Raw genomic sequence first — 16444 nt, forward strand, 5'->3', positions numbered from 1 at the left:
AGTGAATGTGAAACGCCGTTTTCTGACCGCCGCAGCCGCAGGCCTGTGCCTGTCCGCCGTGATGCCCGCCGCCCATGCGCAGGCACCCGAGGCCAACTGGCCCAGCAAGCCCATCCGCTGGATCGTGCCCTTCCCGCCGGGCGGCGCCATGGACGCCATTGCGCGCACCCTGGGCGAGAAGGCCGGTCGCACGCTGGGCCAGCCCTTCGTGATCGAGAACCGTCCCGGCGCCGGCGGCAACATCGGCGCCGACTTCGTGGCCAAGCAGCCCGGCGACGGCTACACGCTGATGATCACCTCCATCGGCATGGCCACCAACAAGCCGCTGTACCGCAAGCTCAGCTACGACCCGATCAAGGACTTCGCCCCCGTGGGCGTGCTGGCCGTGGTGCCCAACATCCTGGTCACCAACTCCACCCAGCCCAACGTCAAGAGCGTGGCCGACGTGGTGGCCGCCGCCAAGGCCTCGCCCGGCAAGCTGACCTATGCCTCGGCCGGCAACGGCACCTCCATCCACCTGGCAGGCGAAGTGTTCAACTCGCTGGCCGGCGTGGACATCCTGCACATCCCCTACAAAGGATCGGGCCCGGCCGTCTCCGACCTGCTGGGCGGACAGGTCAACTACATGTTCGACTCCATCACCTCGGCGCGCCCGCACATCCAGTCGGGCAAGCTGCGCGCCCTGGCCGTGACCACGGCCAAGCGCTCGTCCAGCATGCCCGACGTGCCCACCATGGAAGAGGCCGGCATCAAGGGCTACGAGGTCTCGCCCTGGTTCGCCGTCTTCATGCCCGCCAGCACGCCGCCGGCCATCGTCAAGAAGCTCAACCAGGTCTTCGTGGCCGAGATGAAGCAGCCCGACGTGCTCGAACGCTTCAAGGCCATCGGCGCCGAGGTCGTGGGCTCCACGCCCGAGGAAGCGGCCAAGCACCTGCAGGCCGAGTCCGTGCGCTGGACCAAGGTGATCACGGAGCGCAACATCAGCATGGATTGAGCGCTTCTCTTTTCCAGGACATCCCATAAAACCACGAGGAGACAAACATGTCCGAACTGTCCCAGGACCAGCTGCTGAATCTGGTCAACAGCAAGCAGATCGCCCCTGGCTGCGACCGCGTGCGGGCGCTGACCCAGCGCATCGTCAGCGATCTGTTCCACACCATCGACGAGATGGATGTCACGCCCGACGAGTTCTGGGCCGCCGTGGACTGGCTGGGCCGCCTTGGGAGCAGCGGCCAGCTGGGCCTGATCACGGCAGGCCTGGGCTTCGACCGGCTGCTGGACATCCGCAGCGACGAGGCCGATGCGCGTGCCGGTCGCGCGGGCGGCACGCCGCGCGCCATCGAAGGCCCGCTGTTCGTGGCCGGTGCACCGCTGTCGCAAGCGGAGGCGCGCCTGGACGAAGGCGAGCCCCAGGGCGAGGTCTTCGTGATGGAAGGACGGGTGCTGGACCTTGACGGCCAGCCTCTGCCGCATGCGCTCATCGATGTCTGGCATGCCAATGTCCAGGGCGGCTACTCGCACTTCTTCCCGGGCATGAAGCCCTACGAGCTGCGCCGCCGCATAGAAACCGACGACCAGGGCCGCTACCGCTTTCGCAGCTATGTGCCGCCCGGCTACTCCATACCGCCGAACAGCCCCACCTCGGAACTGTTCGACGCGCTGGGACGCCACGGCCATCGTCCCGCCCACATCCACTTTCTCGTGGTTGCACCCGGCATGCGCACGCTGACCACCCAGGTCAACCTGCCCGGCGATACCTACCTGGACGATGACTTCGCCTTCGCCACGCGTGACGGCCTGATCGTCGAGCTGGAGCGCGGCGTGGCGCCGGCCGGCTATGAGTCGCTGGGCGTGAACGCGCCTTTCGTCCGCACGCGCTTCAACTTCGTGCTGCAGCCCGCAGTCAGCGAAGGCGAGTCCTTGCCGCTGACACGCATGGAGCGTGTGCGCGCCTGAGGCGCCTCCACCTTCCGGGGCCTTCCGGCCTGCCATTTTTTCGATTCTTCCGTTCCACAGCAGGCCGCCCCTTGGGGTGCGGCCTGCTTCACCGTACCCGCTTCCCACACCATGTCCAGCCTGCATCGCATCGCCGCAACCCTGCTGACCGCCACCGTGGCCCTCGTGCCCGCCCTGGGACACGCCCAGGCTCCGGCAGCCTTTCCTTCCAAGCCGGTGAACATCGTCGTGCCCTACGCGGCCGGCGGCCCCGTGGACAACCTGGCACGCGCGCTGGCCACGCGCCTGAACAAGGTCTGGTCGCAACCCGTGGTCATCCTCAACCGCACAGGCGCCAACGAGATCATCGGGGCCGAGTACGTGGCCAAGAGCGCACCCGACGGCTACACGCTGTTCGCCGCGACCGAAGCGTCGCTGACCATGAACCCGCACCTGTACAGGAAGCTTCCCTACAACCCGCAAAAGGACTTCGCCCCCATCTCCCGCCTGATCAGCGTGCCCATGGTCTTCTTCGTGCCCCAGAGCTCCAAGGCCGGCACGCTGCAGGAGTTCATCGCTCAGGCACGCCAGGCAGGCAAGACCAAACCGCTGACCTATGGCTCATCGGGCGCGGGCGGCATCGTGCACCTGCCGCTGGCCATGTTCGCCAAGCAGGAAGGGCTGGAGATGGTGCACGTGCCCTACAAGGGCGCCGCACCGCTGATCCCCGAAGTCATCGCCGGCCAGATCGACGCAGCGGTGCTGGGCGTGTCGGTGATCGAGCAGCACATCAAGTCGGGCAAGCTCAAGGCCCTGGCAGTGTCCTCGGAGACACGCAGCATCGCCCTGCCGGATGTGCCCACCTTCAAGGAAGCCGGCGTGCGCGACATCCAGGCTGTCTTCAACATCGGCCTGCTGGCACCGGCTGGAACGCCGGCGCCCCTGGTGGAGAAGATCGCCGCCGATGTGCGCCGCGTGCTGCTGGAGCCCGAATTCCGCAAGACCCAGGTGGACGCGTTCTCCTACGTGGCCGTGGCCTCCAGCCCCGCCGAATACCGCGACTTCCTGGCGCGCGACTACCAGGTGCAGGGCGAACGCGTGCGCACCTCGGGCGCCTCGCTGGATTGAACCGGACGGAGTCCGTTCAGCTCTGGACTGCGGTGCGCTTGGCAACCACGTGCACCGCAGCCGCAGGCCTGCGCCCCCAGTTCATCAGCGCCGTGCCGGCCACGGCCATGCCGCCGCCCAGCACGATGCTGGCATCGATGCTCTCGCCCAACCACAGCGCCGACAGCGCCACGCCGATCACGGGCACCAGGGTGATGTAGCCAGAGGCCGCGCCCGCGCCCAGCGCCTTGACGCCATCGAAATACCAGGCATAGGCAAGCGCCGTGGCGCCGAAGGCCAGGAAGGCCAGCGCACCCCAGGCGGTTGCGTTGCCAAGCACGGCAGCCTGCAGGCCGGCCGGCCCTTCCACCACCAGGCTGGCCACCAGCAGCATGGCCGCGCCCATGGTCGAGGTCACGGCCGTGGCCGACAGCGCATCGACGCCCGTGAGCAGCCAGCGGCCGATCAGGGTGTAGGTCACCCAGCACACCACGCAGCCCAGGATCAGCAGCTCGCCGGCGCCCACCGATCCCTGCAGCAGCACCAGCGGCTGGCCATGCGAGATCACCACCACGGCGCCGCAGGCCGCCAGCGCCATGCCCAGGGCAATGGTGCGGTTGAGCCGCTCGCCGAACAGCCAGACCGCCAGCGCCAGCGTGAGCACGGGGTTGAGCGTGATCACCAGGGCCGCCTTGCCGGCCGGCACATGCTGCAGCCCCATCAGGAAAAAGGCCGCATAGCCGAACACGCCCGTGGCGCCAGCGGCCGCCATGCCCAGCCAGCGCTTGGCGCTCCAGTGCCTGAGACCGGCCATGCCACCGGCCCAGTACAGCCAGGGCAGCAGCACGGCGGCGGCCAGCAGGAAGCGCAGGCTGGCGGCTGCCAGCGGCGGCATGTTCTGTGCCACCACGCGGCCCGCAGACCAGGAAGCGCCCCACAGCAGGGCCATGCCGACAAGCCGCAGGTGGGGACCGAAGAAGCGTTGAAAATTCATGGCGCGTACTATGTGCTCATATCGATTCATAGACAAATGAGCGAATGCTCATGACCTAGACAACGTGATCCCATGACCTTCACCCAGCTCGAAGTGTTCGCGGCGCTGGCCCGCGCCGGCAGTTTCTCGCGCGCAGCCGCGCTGCTGGGCATTACCCAGAGCGCCGTCAGCCATGCCCTGCGCGCGCTGGAAGGCGAGCTGCAGGTGCAGTTGGTGCGGCGCGAAGGCCCCCACTCCCCACTGACCGACGCAGGCACGCGGCTGCTGCAGCGCGCCAACGACATCCTCCAGCAAAAGGAGGCCTTGCGGCAGGAGGCCGATGCCGAACGCGGCATGGCGCGCGGCACGCTGCGCGTGGCCTCGTTCGGCGCCACCTCTTCGCTGCGTCTGCTGCCACCGCTGATCACCGAATACCGCCGCCGCCAGCCCGCCGTGCTGGTGCAGATCGACGAGCAAAACGACGACACCGTGGTCAAGTGGTTGCTGGAGCGGCGCGTGGAGATCGGCTTCGTCGTGCTGCCCGACGAGCGCTTCGAGACCGTGCCCCTGGTGGAAGACGAACTGGTGGCGCTGCTGCCCGCATCGCACCGGCTGGCGGCCCAGCGCAGCATCCGCGCCGCCGACCTGCAGGGCGAGGCCTTTGTGCGCACCTCGGCCGGGTCGGGCGCGCACATCGACCGCTTCCTGGCCGAGGCCGGTGCCCAGCCTGCGGCCATCTACCACTTCGAGCAGATGTCCTCCATGCAGGGCTTCGTGGCCCAGGGCCACGCCATTGCGATTGCCGCACGCCTGGCCGTGCCCGAGCAGGCGCCCGAAGGCATGGTCTACCGCAGCCTCTCGCCCCGCCAGCGCCGCGTCACCGGCCTGGCCGTGCGCAGCATGGAGCGGCTGTCGCCGGCCGCTGCCGGCTTTGTGGAGCTGGCGCGGGAGATGGCGAAGAAGAAGCGGTTTGGCTAAGCCTGCGCCGCCGACGGCAAGGTCAGCGGATGCAGCACCAGCGCCTCGCGCACGATGGGCTTGAGAGCCTGGGCCTCGTCGGGGCTGGCCAGCACGCGGGCCAGTTCGGCGCGCATGCGGGGCTCCCAGAATTTGCGGATGTGTTCGGCGATGCCCCGCAGGGCCTCGTCGCGCTCGGGCATGGCCTCGAAGAACTCGCCGATGCGGTTGGCCATGCGGATCAGGTTGGCGCTGTCCATCACTTGCCCCCTGCCACGGCCATGCTGCCTGCCTGCGCGGCTTGCAACAGGCCGATCTGCTCTTCGTGCATGCGCGCAAAGCCGCGCTGCCAGTCGGACGGCTGGGCGTGCTGGGGGACGGGCAGCACCTGCACGGCCGTGACCTTGTATTCGGGGCAGTTGGTGGCCCAGTCCGAGCTGTCGGTGGTGATGACGTTGGCGCCCGATTCGGGAAAGTGGAAGGTGGTGTAGACCACGCCAGGCTGTATGCGCTCGGTGACGTTGGCGCGCAGCACGGTCTCGCCCGCGCGGCTGGCGATGCCGACCCAGTCTCCGTCGCGTATGCCGCGGTCCTCGGCGTCATGCGGATGGATTTCCAGCCGGTCCTCGCTGTGCCAGTGGCTGTTGTGCGTGCGCCGGGTCTGGGCGCCCACGTTGTATTGCGACAGGATGCGGCCCGTGGTCAGCAGCAGCGGAAAGCGCTGGGTGACCTTCTCGTCGGTGGCCACGTACTGGGTGATGATGAAGCGGCCCTTGCCGCGCACGAAGCGGTCCCTGTGCATGATGGAAGTGCCGGCCTCTTCGGTGCTGTCATTGCAGGGCCATTGCACGCTGCCCAGCCGGTCGATCTTGTCGTAGTTCACTCCCGCGAAGCTGGGCGTGAGCGCGGCGATCTCGGCCATGATTTCGCTCGGGTGCGTGTAGTGCATGGCGTAGCCCAGCGCATTGGCAAGCAGCTGGGTGACCTCCCAATCGGCATAGCCGGCCAGCGGCGCCATGACCTTGCGCACGCGCGAGATGCGGCGCTCGGCATTGGTGAAGGTGCCGTCCTTTTCGAGGAAGGAGGCGCCCGGCAGGAAGACATGGGCGTACTTGGCGGTTTCGTTGAGGAAGATGTCCTGCACCACCACGCATTCCATGGCCGAGAGCGCGGCCGTCACATGCTGGGTGTTGGGGTCGGACTGCACGATGTCCTCGCCCTCGCAGTACAGGCCCATGAAGCTGCCGGCCAGGGCCGCCTCGAACATGTTGGGAATGCGCAGGCCGGGCTCGGGGCTGAGCGCCACGCCCCAGGCCCCCTCGAACTCGGCGCGCACCGTGCTGTCCGAGATGTGGCGGTAGCCGGGCAGCTCATGCGGGAAGGAACCCATGTCGCAGGAGCCCTGCACATTGTTCTGGCCGCGCAGCGGGTTCACGCCCACGCCTTCGCGGCCCACATTGCCCGTGGCCATGGCCAGGTTGGCAATGCCCATGACCATGGTCGAGCCCTGCGCATGCTCGGTCACGCCCAGGCCGTAGTAGATGGCCGCGTTGACGGGAGTGCCCGCCGCGTGGTCCTCGGCACCCAGCGCATACAGGCGCGCGGCGCCGCGCACGAGTTCGGGAGCGACCCCGGTGACCTCGGCCATGGCCTCGGGCGAGTTCTCGGGCCGGGCAACGAATTCCTTCCACTGCGCGAAGGACTTGGCATCGCAGCGCTCGGCGATGTAGTCCTCGGCCAGCCAGCCTTCGGTGACGATGACATGGGCCAGCGAGGTGATCATGGCCACGTTGGTGCCGGGCCGCAGTTGCAGGTGGTAGTCGGCGCGGATGTGGGGCGACTTGACGAGCTCGATCTCGCGCGGGTCGATGACGATGAGCTTGGCGCCCGCACGCCGGCCGTCGCCGCGCAGGCGCTTTTTCATGCGCGAGCCGAACACCGGGTGCGCGGCCGTGGGATTGGCGCCGATGACCATGACCACGTCCGTGTGCTCGATGGACTTGAAGGTCTGCGTGCCGGCCGAGGTGCCATAGGTCTGGCCCAGGCCATAGCCCGTGGGCGAGTGGCACACGCGCGCGCAGGTATCGACGTTGTTGTTGCCGAAGGCCGTGCGCACCAGCTTTTGCACCAGGTAGGCCTCTTCGTTGGTGCAGCGCGAGGAGGTGATGCCGCCAATGGAATCCTTGCCGTGCTTCGCCTGGATGCGGCGGAACTCGCTGGCCGTGTGGTCAATGGCCTCTTCCCAGCTGACTTCGCGCCAGGGGTCGGTGATCTTCGCGCGGACCATGGGCCGGGTGATGCGGTCCTTGTGCGTGGCATAGCCCCAGGCAAAGCGGCCCTTGACGCAGGCATGGCCCTCGTTGGCCTGGCCGTCCTTCCAGGGCACCATGCGCACGACCTGCTCGCCCTTCATCTCGGCCTTGAAGCCGCAGCCCACGCCGCAGTAGGCGCAGGTGGTGATGGCGCTGTGCCCGGCCTGGCCCAGCTCGGTCACGGTCTTTTCCTGCAGCGTGGCCGTGGGGCAGGCCTGCACGCAGGCGCCGCAGCTGACGCAGTCGCTGTCCATGAAGCTGCCGCCCTGCCCCGCCGTGACGCGCGACTCGAACCCCCGGCCCGAGATGGTCAGCGCAAAGGTGCCCTGCGTCTCCTCGCAGGCGCGCACGCAGCGGTTGCAGACGATGCACTTGCTGGGGTCGTAGCTGAAGTACGGGTTGGAGACATCGACCTCGGCGCGCGCCTGGCCCTTGAAGTGGTTGGCGCCGTCGAAGCCGTAGCGCACCTCGCGCAGGCCCACGGTGCCGGCCATGTCCTGCAGTTCGCAGTCGCCGTTGGCGCTGCAGGTCAGGCAGTCCAGCGGATGGTCGGAGATGTACAGCTCCATCACGCCGCGGCGCAGCTCCTGCAGTTGCGGGCTTTGCGTGCGCACCTTCATGCCCGGCTCGGCCGGCGTGGTGCACGAGGCCGGGAAGCCCTTGCGCCCTTCAATCTGCACCAGGCACAGGCGGCAGGAGCCGAAGGGCTCCAGGCTGTCGGTGGCGCACAGCTTGGGCACGCTGACGCCGCCCTCCATGGCCGCGCGCATCAGCGAGGTGCCCTCGGGAACGCAGACCTCGCGTCCGTCGATCTCCAGTGTGATCAGGCGTTCGGACGGGCTGGCGGGCGTGCCCCAGTCGGCTTGCTTCAAATGGTCGAGCATGGTGTTCTCCGTTCAGGCAGCCGCTGCGGCCGTGGTGGACTCGATGCCGAAGTCCTGGGGGTAGTGGTTCAGCGCCGAGCGCACGGGATACGGCGTCATCCCGCCCATGGCGCACATGGAGCCGTGCTGCATGGTGTCGCACAGGCTTTCCAGCAGGGCCACCTGGCCGGCATGGGCGGCGGGGTCGGTGCCGGCGCGCACGATGCGGTCGATGACCTCCACGCCGCGCGTGGAGCCGATGCGGCAAGGCGTGCACTTGCCGCAGGACTCGATGGCGCAGAACTCCATGGCATAGCGCGCCAGCTGCGCCATGTCGGCCGTGTCGTCATGCACGACGATGCCGCCATGCCCCACCACGTTGCCCTTGGCGGCATAGGCCTCGTAGTCCAGCGGCGCATCCCAGTCGGCCGGCGCCACATAGCTGCCCAGCGGGCCGCCCACCTGCACGGCCTTGATGGCGCGGCCGGTGGCCGTGCCGCCGCCGAAGTCTTCCACCAGCTCGCGCAGGCTCAGGCCGAAGGCCTTTTCCACCAGGCCGCCGCGCGCAATGTTGCCGGCCAGCTGGAACGGCAGCGTGCCGCGCGAGCGGCCCATGCCGAAGCCCTGGTAGAAGGCCGCGCCGCGCGCCAGGATCAGCGGCACCGTGGCCAGCGTGATCACGTTGTTGATGACCGTGGGCCGGCTCCACAGCCCCTCGATGGCCGGCAGCGGCGGCTTGGCGCGCACGATGCCGCGCCGGCCCTCGATGCTCTCCAGCATGGCCGTTTCCTCGCCGCAGACATAGCTGCCCGCGCCCTTGCGCACCTCCATGTGGAAGGCCCGCCCGCTGCCGGCCACGTCGCGGCCCAGCCAGCCTGCGGCCTCGGCGCGCGCAATGGCTTCGCGCAGGGTGGCGATGGCATGCGGATACTCGCTGCGCACATAGACCAGGCCCTGCGTGGCGCCCACGGCCAGGCCCGCGATGGCCATGCCTTCGATCAGCGTGTAGGGATCGCCCTCCATCAGCAGCCGGTCGGCGAAGGTGCCCGAGTCGCCTTCGTCGGCATTGCAGGCAATGTACTTTTGCGGCCCCGCTGCGGCGGCCACGGTCTTCCACTTGATGCCGGCCGGAAACGCCGCACCGCCACGGCCGCGCAGGCCCGAATCCAGCACCTCCTGCACGATGGCCGCGGGCTCCATGCGCGCCGCGCGCTCCAGCCCCTGCCAGCCGCCATGGGCTGCGTAGTCGGACAGGCTCAGCGGATCGATGACGCCCACGCGCGCAAAGGTCAGGCGCTCCTGGCGCGCCAGGTAGGCAATGGCCTCGGTCAGTCCATGGCACAGCGCATGGCTGCCGCCCTGCAGCATTCCGGCATCGATCAGGCCCGGCACCGCATCGGCCGTGACCGGGCCGTAGGCCACGCGGCCTTCGGGCGTCTCGACTTCCACCAGGGTCTCCAGCCACAGCAGGCCGCGCGAGCCGTTGCGCACGATCTGCACCGGAAGGCCGCGCGCCGCGCACTCGCGCTGCAGGGCGCCGGCCACGGCGTCAGCGCCCACGGCCAGCGCGGCGGCATCGCGGGGCACATAGACGCGCACGCAAGGGCCTGCCCCCGCCCCTGCATGCGCAGGCTGGGCCACCGGCTCGCCGGCCTGCTCCGGCTGGCGGCATTGCGCGATGAGTGCATCCAGTCCGTTGGCCGAGACATGCGCATGGGGCTGGCCATCGAGCATCACGGCAGGCGATGACGCGCACAGGCCCAGGCAATAGACCGGCTCCAGCGTGACGGCGCCATCGGCACTGGTTCCATGCCCATGCCCGTGCCCACTCGATCCGCAGCCCAGCACCTGGCCTGCGTGGGCCAGCAGCGCGTCCGCACCGCGCGACTGGCAGGCCTCGGCGCGGCAGACCTGCAGCACATGGCGGCCCGCTGGCGTGCTGCGGAAATGGGGGTAGTAGGAGATGACGCCATGCACCTCGGCACGCGAGAGGTTCAGCGCATCGGCAATGCGCGGCACGGCGGCTTCGGGGATATGGCCCAGCATGTCCTGCACGGCGTGCAGCAACTCGATCAGGGGGCCGGGGCGCCGGGCATGGACGGCAATGGCGTGCTCGACGGCCTCGCGCTCATGGGCGCCGAGTGCGCTGCCGGCAGCAGCGGCATTGAGGACGGCAATGGGAATGATCTTCCCTTGTGTGGCTGGCATGGGTGTCCCTGCTGGCTTTCGTTGTGGGGAGCGGCGCGGTCCGGTCCGCTGGCGCTTTGTCTCTCATGCCATTTCAAGGCCTGCCGGGCAAGCCGTCAAATTCAAACGGATGATTGCGCCATTCAATCGGCAAATGAGCCGCCGGGCAGTGCTGCGCCTGCTGCCTCTGGTCTTGCGGATGCCGCAGCCAGCGCGGGTTTGCGCCACTTGGCAAATGCGCCCGGCTTGTCGCAAATCACACGGTATTTGGTGTGAATTTTGATAAGCTCACGCGCACCATGAACCACCCGCCATCAGCCATGACGCCACAGGATGGCTATCATTTTTCAGACCAGATCGGCCACCTGCTGCGGCGTGTCTATCAGCGCCACACTGCACTCTTCCAGCAATACATTCCCGACTCGCAGCTCACCGCCGCGCAATTCGTGGTGCTGTGCTCCGTGCGCGACAACAGCGGCAGCTCGCTGGCCGACATCGTCAAGGCCACCGTGATCGACCAGGCCACCATCCGCGGCGTGGTGGACCGGCTCAAGCAGCGCGAACTGGTGCAGGTGGACCATGACCGCATCGACCGCCGCAAGGTCGTCATCAACCTCACCGAGGCCGGCCAGGACCTGGTGCGCGACATGGAGCCCTTCGCCAAGCAGATCACCGAAAGCACCTACGGCAAGCTCAATCCGGCCGAGCGCCTGGCGCTGGATTTTTTGCTCAAGAAGATGCTGGAAGGTGGCGAGGCGGATTGAGCCGTTGCAGCCCCCAAAAAAACACAAAGGCCAGAAGGAAAAATCCTTCTGGCCTTTTTGCTGAGCCGACCTTTCAGTCAGCTCAGGCCGTCATCAATCCAGCGCCCGGTTGCGCGATTCCACATCCACGGCCCAGATCGACAGGGCACCGCCCACCAGCATGGCGGACAGCACGGCCAGGGCCAGGGTGAAGTGGGTGGCCATGATGGGCGCAATGATGGCCGGGGCGAACAGGCCGCCGAAGCGCGCCACGGCGCCGGCCATGCCCATGCCGCTGGCACGCAGGTCGGTGGGGTAGACCTCGGGGGTGAAGGCATACAGCGCGCCCCAGGTGCCCAGCAGCGAGAAGCTCATCAGCAGGGTGGAGCCGATGACCACGAAGGGCGACGAGCCCAGGCTGTAGAACATGCAGCCGACGGCGCTGAGCAGCAAAAAGCCGATCAGCGTGGGCTTGCGGCCCCAGCGCTCCACGCCATAGGCCGACAGCGCAAAGCCGGGCAGTTGCACCAGGGCCAGCACCACCAAGAAGACCTGGCCGCGCATGAAGGCGAAGCCCTCGCTGCTGAGCTTGACGGGCAGGTAGACGAAGACACCGTAGTAGGCGATGGAGATCAGCGCCCAGGCCAGGAACAGCGAGAGGCTGCGGCGGCGCAGGTCGCCGTTGAACAGCGCGAGGATGGATTTGCGCTCCTGCTTTTCAGGCTGCAGGGCGGGGATTTCCGCCGTGGTGCCGTTGACCTTGGCCACCCGCTGCAGCACCTTGCGGGCCTCTTCGGACTTGCCGTTGCGGTTGAGGAACATGGGCGACTCGGGGATGTAGAAGCGCAGCACCACGCCGATCAGCGCCGGCAGTCCGGTCACGAAGAAGATCACGCGCCAAGCATCGTCACCCCAGGACACGGCCACCAGCGCCAGGATGGCCAGGAAGATGGTGCCCACGGCCCAGAACGATTCCAGCAGCACCAGCCAGCGGCCGCGGCGGTCGCTGGGCAGGAACTCGGCCATCATGGTGTAGTCCACGGGCAGCGTGCCGCCCACGCCGATGCCGGTGATGAAGCGCAGCACCAGCAGCCAGGCGAACTCGGGCGCAAAGGCCGAGGCCACGCCCGCAAAGGCGTCGATCACCACGGCCATCATCAGCACCGGGCGGCGTCCGATGCGGTCGGCCAGGCGGCCGAAGACGAAGGCGCCGATCAGCATGCCGATGAAGAAGAAGGTGCCGGTCTGCAGCGCCTCGGGCACGGTCTTGCCGAAGGTCTTGGCAATGGACGGCGCGCTGAAGCCGATGGACAGCACCTGCATGGCATCGGCCAGCCAGACCAGCCCGAAGATGACGAACAGCCGATATTGGAACTTGCCGACACCCGCTGTCTGGATGCCTTTTTCCACCGAAATGTATGTAGATGACATGCAGGGACTCCTTTTCTAGCCATCGCAATTGTTGAATCTGTCTTTTCCCAGGCAAGGCCGTTCAGCTTGTGTTGCCGTCTCCTGCCGTGCCTTCCACCCTTCACACATCCGGAGCGAACCGCTCCCTCGGCGCCATCTCCATGGCCCGATGGAAAATTTCCGGATGTCGGTCTCTGCATCCGGGCGATGGGCGCATTGCGGACAGGCTGCACATCGACAGCGCCGCCCGTTGTTGCCCATCACCCGTCCCCAGCATCAGATGTCAGGACCCAGGCCCTGGAGAGATTCCAGGGCAAGGTGTCCATATCCGCGGCATCGCCCATGCCGCCGCCCATTGCTGCCCATTGCCGCCCTCAGTGCGCATGCGCCTGTGCCTGCATGCGCAGCCGGTTAATCGTCTTCGTGTCGTCTGGCCAAGCTTTTTCCTCCGGTGCAAATCGTTCGCGCAAATATCCGAGCAGGTCCGCGATCTGCCTGTCGTCCAGGCTGTCCCCGAAGCCGGGCATGTAGCCCAGCGCATCGTCGGCCGGCGCCTGTATGCCGTTCAGGATCACCTGGACCAGGTTGTCGGGGCTGGACGCGTGCAGGTTGGTGTTCAGGGCCAGCTGCGGCTTGACGCCGAACAATGTGGGTCCGCTGCCCGCCTCATGGCAGACCGCGCAGGCGTTCTGGTAGATGCGCTCGCCATTGGCGTGGCGGTCCAGGGCCCTGGCAGGTGGAGCCGCAGGCGCCGCCGCCTGCACGGCGGCCGGTGCCGGCATGGCCGGGGCGGCGGCCTGGGCGGCCTGAGGGGCCTGGCCCGGCAGTTCCATCAGATAGGTGGCCATGGCGCGCACATCGGCTTCGGGCAACTGGGCCAGGCCGTGGATGACGGGCGCCATGGGGCCTGCCGCCACGCCGTGGCGGGCCGAGAAGCCGGTGCGCAGGTACTGGTACAGCTCTTCGCGGCTCCAGGGCAGCTTGCCGCCGGCCAGTTGATTGAGCGCGGGCGCCGTCCAGCCTTCGGCCTCGCCGCCGCCCAGGTAGTGGATGCCGGTCTTTTCCGCACCCAGCGCATTGCGCGGCGAGTGGCAGGCCGCGCAGTGGCCCGCGCCTTCGACCAGGTAGGCGCCCCGGTTCCATTCGGCGCTGCGCGCGGGGTCGGCCTTGAAGGGCGTGGCGTCGTGGAACAGCAGGTTCCAGCCCGCCATGGCCGGGCGCAGGTTGTAGGGGAAGGCCAGCTGCGTCTCGGGCGCCTTGGCCTTCACGGCGGGCTGGGACATCAGGTAGCCGTAGAGGGCCTGCAGGTCGCCATCGCTGAGCTTGGCGAAGGCCGTGTACGGGAAGGCCGGATACAGCTGGCGACCATCCTGGTGGATGCCGTGGCGCATGGCGCGCTCGAAGGCCGCGTAGGACCAGCGGCCGATGCCGGTTTCGTTGTCGGGCGTGATGTTGGTGGAGTAGATGGTGCCGAACGGCGTCTCCAGCCCGAAGCCGCCGGCATTGGCCGCACCGCCCGGGGCCGTGTGGCAGACCACGCAGTCGCCCGCAGCGGCCACCAGGCGGCCGCGCTCCAGGGCCTGCGGCGAGTACAGGGAAACGTCGGGCCCGTCGGTCAGCGGCAGGGCCGGCTTCAGCGGCCAGGCCATGGCGGCCATGCCGGCAAGGCCTGCGGCGCCAGCGGCCAGCCAGCCCCAGCCACGGCCGGGCCGCGCCGCACCGGGCCTGCCCGCCCCATCGCCCGCCAGGGCAAGGCGCAGTTGCTCTGGCTGAAAGGGCACTTCGCGCAGGCGCACGCCTGTCGCATGGTGAATGGCGTTGGCAATGGCGGCGGCGGCGGGCAGCGTGGCCACTCCATCCAGCGCCAGATCGCCCTGGCGGATGACTGCGACATCGCCGGGCGCATGCTGCGCCAGGTCGGAGCCGGGCTTGGCGATCACATCGAAAGAAGCAGCGGAAGCTGTGGACCCTGCCCAGTCGTCAAAAGCGGGGGCCGCGCCCAGCAGCCGGCGCGCATCGGCCAGCAATTGCGGGTCCTGCTGGACGATCTCGGGCCGCGTGCTGGCGGCCTGCGCCGCTTGCAGGCTGCGGCTGTCATGGCCGGCCACGACGCGGGTCACTTCGATCTGCCCCGTTTGCGGGTGCACGGCCACCTCGGCCACCCAGGCGCTCCAGGCATGGAGATCGGCGCCCTGCGCATCCAGGGTCTGCAGCTGGGCGGTGGCAAAGCCCCGGCCCAGCAGGCGGCCGTCGGCACCCTCGTGGGACGGTGCCTGCTGCGATGCCTGCGCACGCTCGGCCACCTGCCGGGCCAGATCGCGCACCGGGCCTTCGGGCAGGTGCTGCAGCCGCCATTGCAGCGGGTCACGGCCCTGATCCAGCGCCTGCTCATGCCAGTGGCTTTCGCGGGCAAAGACCTGGGCGGCATTCAGATCATCGACGCCGGCATGCCGCAGGCTGGCGGCCAGCCTGCGTTCATGCACTTCGCCGGCATCGAGCACGGTGGCCAGGGCCGCGGCGCGCGCCAGCTCGGGCTGGCTCAACAGGCGCGCCATGCTGGGGCGCACGGCCCAGGGCGTGTCGGACAGCAGCAGGTCTGGCTGCGGCGATGCATTGCCCGGCTGAGGCTGCACCACCGTGTAGGCTTCAAGCCCTTGCGAAGGCTGCGCATCCACGCGCAGCACCAGCTCCCGGCTGTGTGCGCTGCCCGCAGCAGTCCAGGCCTCGCAGGCCACGCTGACAGGCCGGCCCACGGCCTGGGACAGCAGGGCCGCATCGGCCGCTGCGTCCATGAGATCCATCACATGCGGGGTGCCGGCCGCCGTGGCCGGCAGGCTGAACAGCCGCAGCGCGGACTCGGGGCATTGCAGCAGTGCAGCCAGTTCACGGCCGATCATCTGCCGCACATCGGCGTCGCAGGGCGGCAACCAGACGCTGGCATGGCCGTCCAGGCACCACACGGCTGCGCGTGCGGCACCCTCGCAAGACACGGGCACAGCCATGCGCCAGACATAGCGGCCGGCATCGGGCAGGTCGGCCTTGTCGGCCTTGTCGGCTCTGTCGGCAGCACGGGGCGCGCTGGCGGCCCTGGCTTCCTGCCGGTCATCCCAGGCAGGGGCCAGGCTGGCAGCGGCCTGCCGGGCATGGACAGGCGCCACGGCCACCACACCCAGAAAATGCCCGCGCTGCACCGCAGCCACCACGCCGGCCATGGCCTGGGCGTCCTGCAGCCGTGCATGCAGGGGCACGCTGCCCCGGTAGCGCAGACCGTCCCAGGCCGCGACGGGCGGGCGCAGCGCCAGGCCGTGCAGCAGGTCGGAAGGCAGGGCGGGAGTGTTGCCGGCCGGGCTCATGGCTGGACCTCGCCCGCGCTGGAAGATGGAAAACCGGAGGGCGCCTGCAGCGCGGCGCGTTGCGCACGCAGCTGCACGGCGCGCAGGGCGGCCTGCATGATTTCCACATGCGTGCCGCAGCGGCACAGGTTGTGGTGCAGCTCGTTGCGCAGCTCCTGCTCGGTGGGATTGGGGTTGCGGCGCAGCAGGGCCTCCACGGTCATGATCATGCCGTTGAGGCAGTAGCCGCACTGGGCCGCCTGGCAGTCGATGAAGGCCTGCTGCGTGGGGCCGGGGCACTGGCGCGAGCCCAGGCCTTCCAGCGTGGTGACCTCGCGGCCCACGGCCGCCCGCACGGGGATCACGCAGGAACGCGCGGCCACGCCATCGATCAGCACCGTGCAGGCGCCGCATTCGCCCAGGCCGCAGCCGTACTTGGGCCCGTTCAGCTCCAGGTCATTGCGCAGCACATGCAGCAGCGCCGTCCCGGGCGCTGCCGGCACCTCGCATGCGCGTGCATTGACCTGCAGGCGGATGGGGCTGGGTGTACTGCTTGGATGGACTGGGGTTCCCATGGGACGAGGCTCTTGCAACTTGGCTGCGGTTCAGGATGTCGGCGTTCTGC

12 protein-coding genes are annotated in these 16444 nt (G+C 68.6%); 5 read left to right on the forward strand and 7 right to left on the reverse strand.

The genetic code is table 11. The features are described 5' to 3' along the window. Position 1: 1 nt before the first annotated feature. From IAE24_RS07585 to IAE24_RS07595, 3 genes are all read left to right on the forward strand, one after another. Positions 2–994: a Bug family tripartite tricarboxylate transporter substrate binding protein gene (locus tag IAE24_RS07585; protein WP_012203793.1), complete on the forward strand. Its 993-nt coding sequence runs from the start codon at positions 2–4 to the stop codon at positions 992–994. A 47-nt stretch (positions 995–1041) separates the two neighbouring features. Then, positions 1042–1956, forward strand: a complete 915-nt coding sequence (locus IAE24_RS07590) for a dioxygenase family protein (RefSeq protein ID WP_199960116.1) — start codon at positions 1042–1044, stop codon at positions 1954–1956. A gap of 111 nt (positions 1957–2067) precedes the next feature. Next, entirely contained in the window at positions 2068–3063 is a 996-nt protein-coding gene (locus IAE24_RS07595) for a Bug family tripartite tricarboxylate transporter substrate binding protein (protein WP_012203791.1), read from the forward strand. A 16-nt stretch (positions 3064–3079) separates the two neighbouring features. Here IAE24_RS07595 and IAE24_RS07600 read toward each other — a convergent pair whose 3' ends face one another. After that, complete coding sequence (locus tag IAE24_RS07600) at positions 3080–4036, reverse strand: DMT family transporter (RefSeq protein ID WP_199960117.1); 957 nt, start codon at positions 4034–4036, stop codon at positions 3080–3082. A 72-nt stretch (positions 4037–4108) separates the two neighbouring features. Here IAE24_RS07600 and IAE24_RS07605 point away from each other — a divergent pair, with 72 nt between their 5' ends. Continuing rightward, positions 4109–4993 (forward strand): LysR family transcriptional regulator, encoded by an 885-nt coding sequence (locus tag IAE24_RS07605; protein WP_047326007.1) that lies wholly within the window; start codon positions 4109–4111, stop codon positions 4991–4993. Here IAE24_RS07605 and IAE24_RS07610 read toward each other — a convergent pair. The 3 genes from IAE24_RS07610 to IAE24_RS07620 are packed head-to-tail and all read right to left on the reverse strand — an operon-like array spanning position 4990 to position 10355. Further along, positions 4990–5232 carry a formate dehydrogenase subunit delta gene (locus IAE24_RS07610; RefSeq protein ID WP_199960118.1) on the reverse strand — a complete coding sequence of 81 codons (243 nt, stop codon included), beginning with the start codon at positions 5230–5232 and terminating at the stop codon, positions 4990–4992. The two genes, IAE24_RS07605 and IAE24_RS07610, sit on opposite strands and share 4 nt — an antisense overlap. Next, positions 5232–8168, reverse strand: coding sequence for a formate dehydrogenase subunit alpha (gene fdhF / locus IAE24_RS07615; RefSeq protein ID WP_199960119.1), 2937 nt, complete (start codon positions 8166–8168; stop codon positions 5232–5234). The genes IAE24_RS07610 and fdhF overlap by 1 nt, the downstream gene beginning before the upstream one ends. A gap of 12 nt (positions 8169–8180) precedes the next feature. Further along, positions 8181–10355, reverse strand: coding sequence for a formate dehydrogenase subunit gamma (locus IAE24_RS07620; protein WP_199960120.1), 2175 nt, complete (start codon positions 10353–10355; stop codon positions 8181–8183). 299 nt (positions 10356–10654) lie between these two features. Here IAE24_RS07620 and IAE24_RS07625 point away from each other — a divergent pair, with 299 nt between their 5' ends. Continuing rightward, a complete protein-coding gene (locus IAE24_RS07625) occupies positions 10655–11098 on the forward strand; it encodes a MarR family winged helix-turn-helix transcriptional regulator (RefSeq protein WP_016449026.1) in 444 nt (147 codons plus the stop codon). A 93-nt stretch (positions 11099–11191) separates the two neighbouring features. Here the strand turns inward: IAE24_RS07625 and IAE24_RS07630 are convergent, their stop codons facing one another. From IAE24_RS07630 to IAE24_RS07640, 3 genes are all read right to left on the reverse strand, one after another. After that, positions 11192–12508 carry an MFS transporter gene (locus tag IAE24_RS07630; RefSeq protein WP_012203781.1) on the reverse strand — a complete coding sequence of 439 codons (1317 nt, stop codon included), beginning with the start codon at positions 12506–12508 and terminating at the stop codon, positions 11192–11194. A gap of 353 nt (positions 12509–12861) precedes the next feature. After that, complete coding sequence (locus tag IAE24_RS07635) at positions 12862–15840, reverse strand: cytochrome c (RefSeq protein WP_199960121.1); 2979 nt, start codon at positions 15838–15840, stop codon at positions 12862–12864. Further along, positions 15837–16394, reverse strand: coding sequence for a (2Fe-2S)-binding protein (locus IAE24_RS07640; RefSeq protein ID WP_012203779.1), 558 nt, complete (start codon positions 16392–16394; stop codon positions 15837–15839). The genes IAE24_RS07635 and IAE24_RS07640 overlap by 4 nt, the downstream gene beginning before the upstream one ends. Positions 16395–16444 lie beyond the last annotated feature (50 nt).

The sequence above is a fragment of the Delftia sp. S65 genome (assembly GCF_016516495.1).
Taxonomy (GTDB): domain Bacteria; phylum Pseudomonadota; class Gammaproteobacteria; order Burkholderiales; family Burkholderiaceae_C; genus Comamonas; species Comamonas acidovorans.

Coding starts and splice junctions, on each gene's coding strand:
- IAE24_RS07625 (WP_016449026.1), top strand. CDS start 10,655: ATGACGCCACAGGATGGCTATCATTTTTCAGACCAGATCGGCCACCTG.
- IAE24_RS07600 (WP_199960117.1), bottom strand. CDS start 4,036: ATGAATTTTCAACGCTTCTTCGGTCCCCACCTGCGGCTTGTCGGCATG.
- IAE24_RS07635 (WP_199960121.1), bottom strand. CDS start 15,840: ATGAGCCCGGCCGGCAACACTCCCGCCCTGCCTTCCGACCTGCTGCAC.
- IAE24_RS07610 (WP_199960118.1), bottom strand. CDS start 5,232: ATGGACAGCGCCAACCTGATCCGCATGGCCAACCGCATCGGCGAGTTC.
- IAE24_RS07620 (WP_199960120.1), bottom strand. CDS start 10,355: ATGCCAGCCACACAAGGGAAGATCATTCCCATTGCCGTCCTCAATGCC.
- IAE24_RS07630 (WP_012203781.1), bottom strand. CDS start 12,508: ATGTCATCTACATACATTTCGGTGGAAAAAGGCATCCAGACAGCGGGT.
- IAE24_RS07590 (WP_199960116.1), top strand. CDS start 1,042: ATGTCCGAACTGTCCCAGGACCAGCTGCTGAATCTGGTCAACAGCAAG.
- IAE24_RS07605 (WP_047326007.1), top strand. CDS start 4,109: ATGACCTTCACCCAGCTCGAAGTGTTCGCGGCGCTGGCCCGCGCCGGC.
- IAE24_RS07640 (WP_012203779.1), bottom strand. CDS start 16,394: ATGGGAACCCCAGTCCATCCAAGCAGTACACCCAGCCCCATCCGCCTG.
- IAE24_RS07595 (WP_012203791.1), top strand. CDS start 2,068: ATGTCCAGCCTGCATCGCATCGCCGCAACCCTGCTGACCGCCACCGTG.
- fdhF (WP_199960119.1), bottom strand. CDS start 8,168: ATGCTCGACCATTTGAAGCAAGCCGACTGGGGCACGCCCGCCAGCCCG.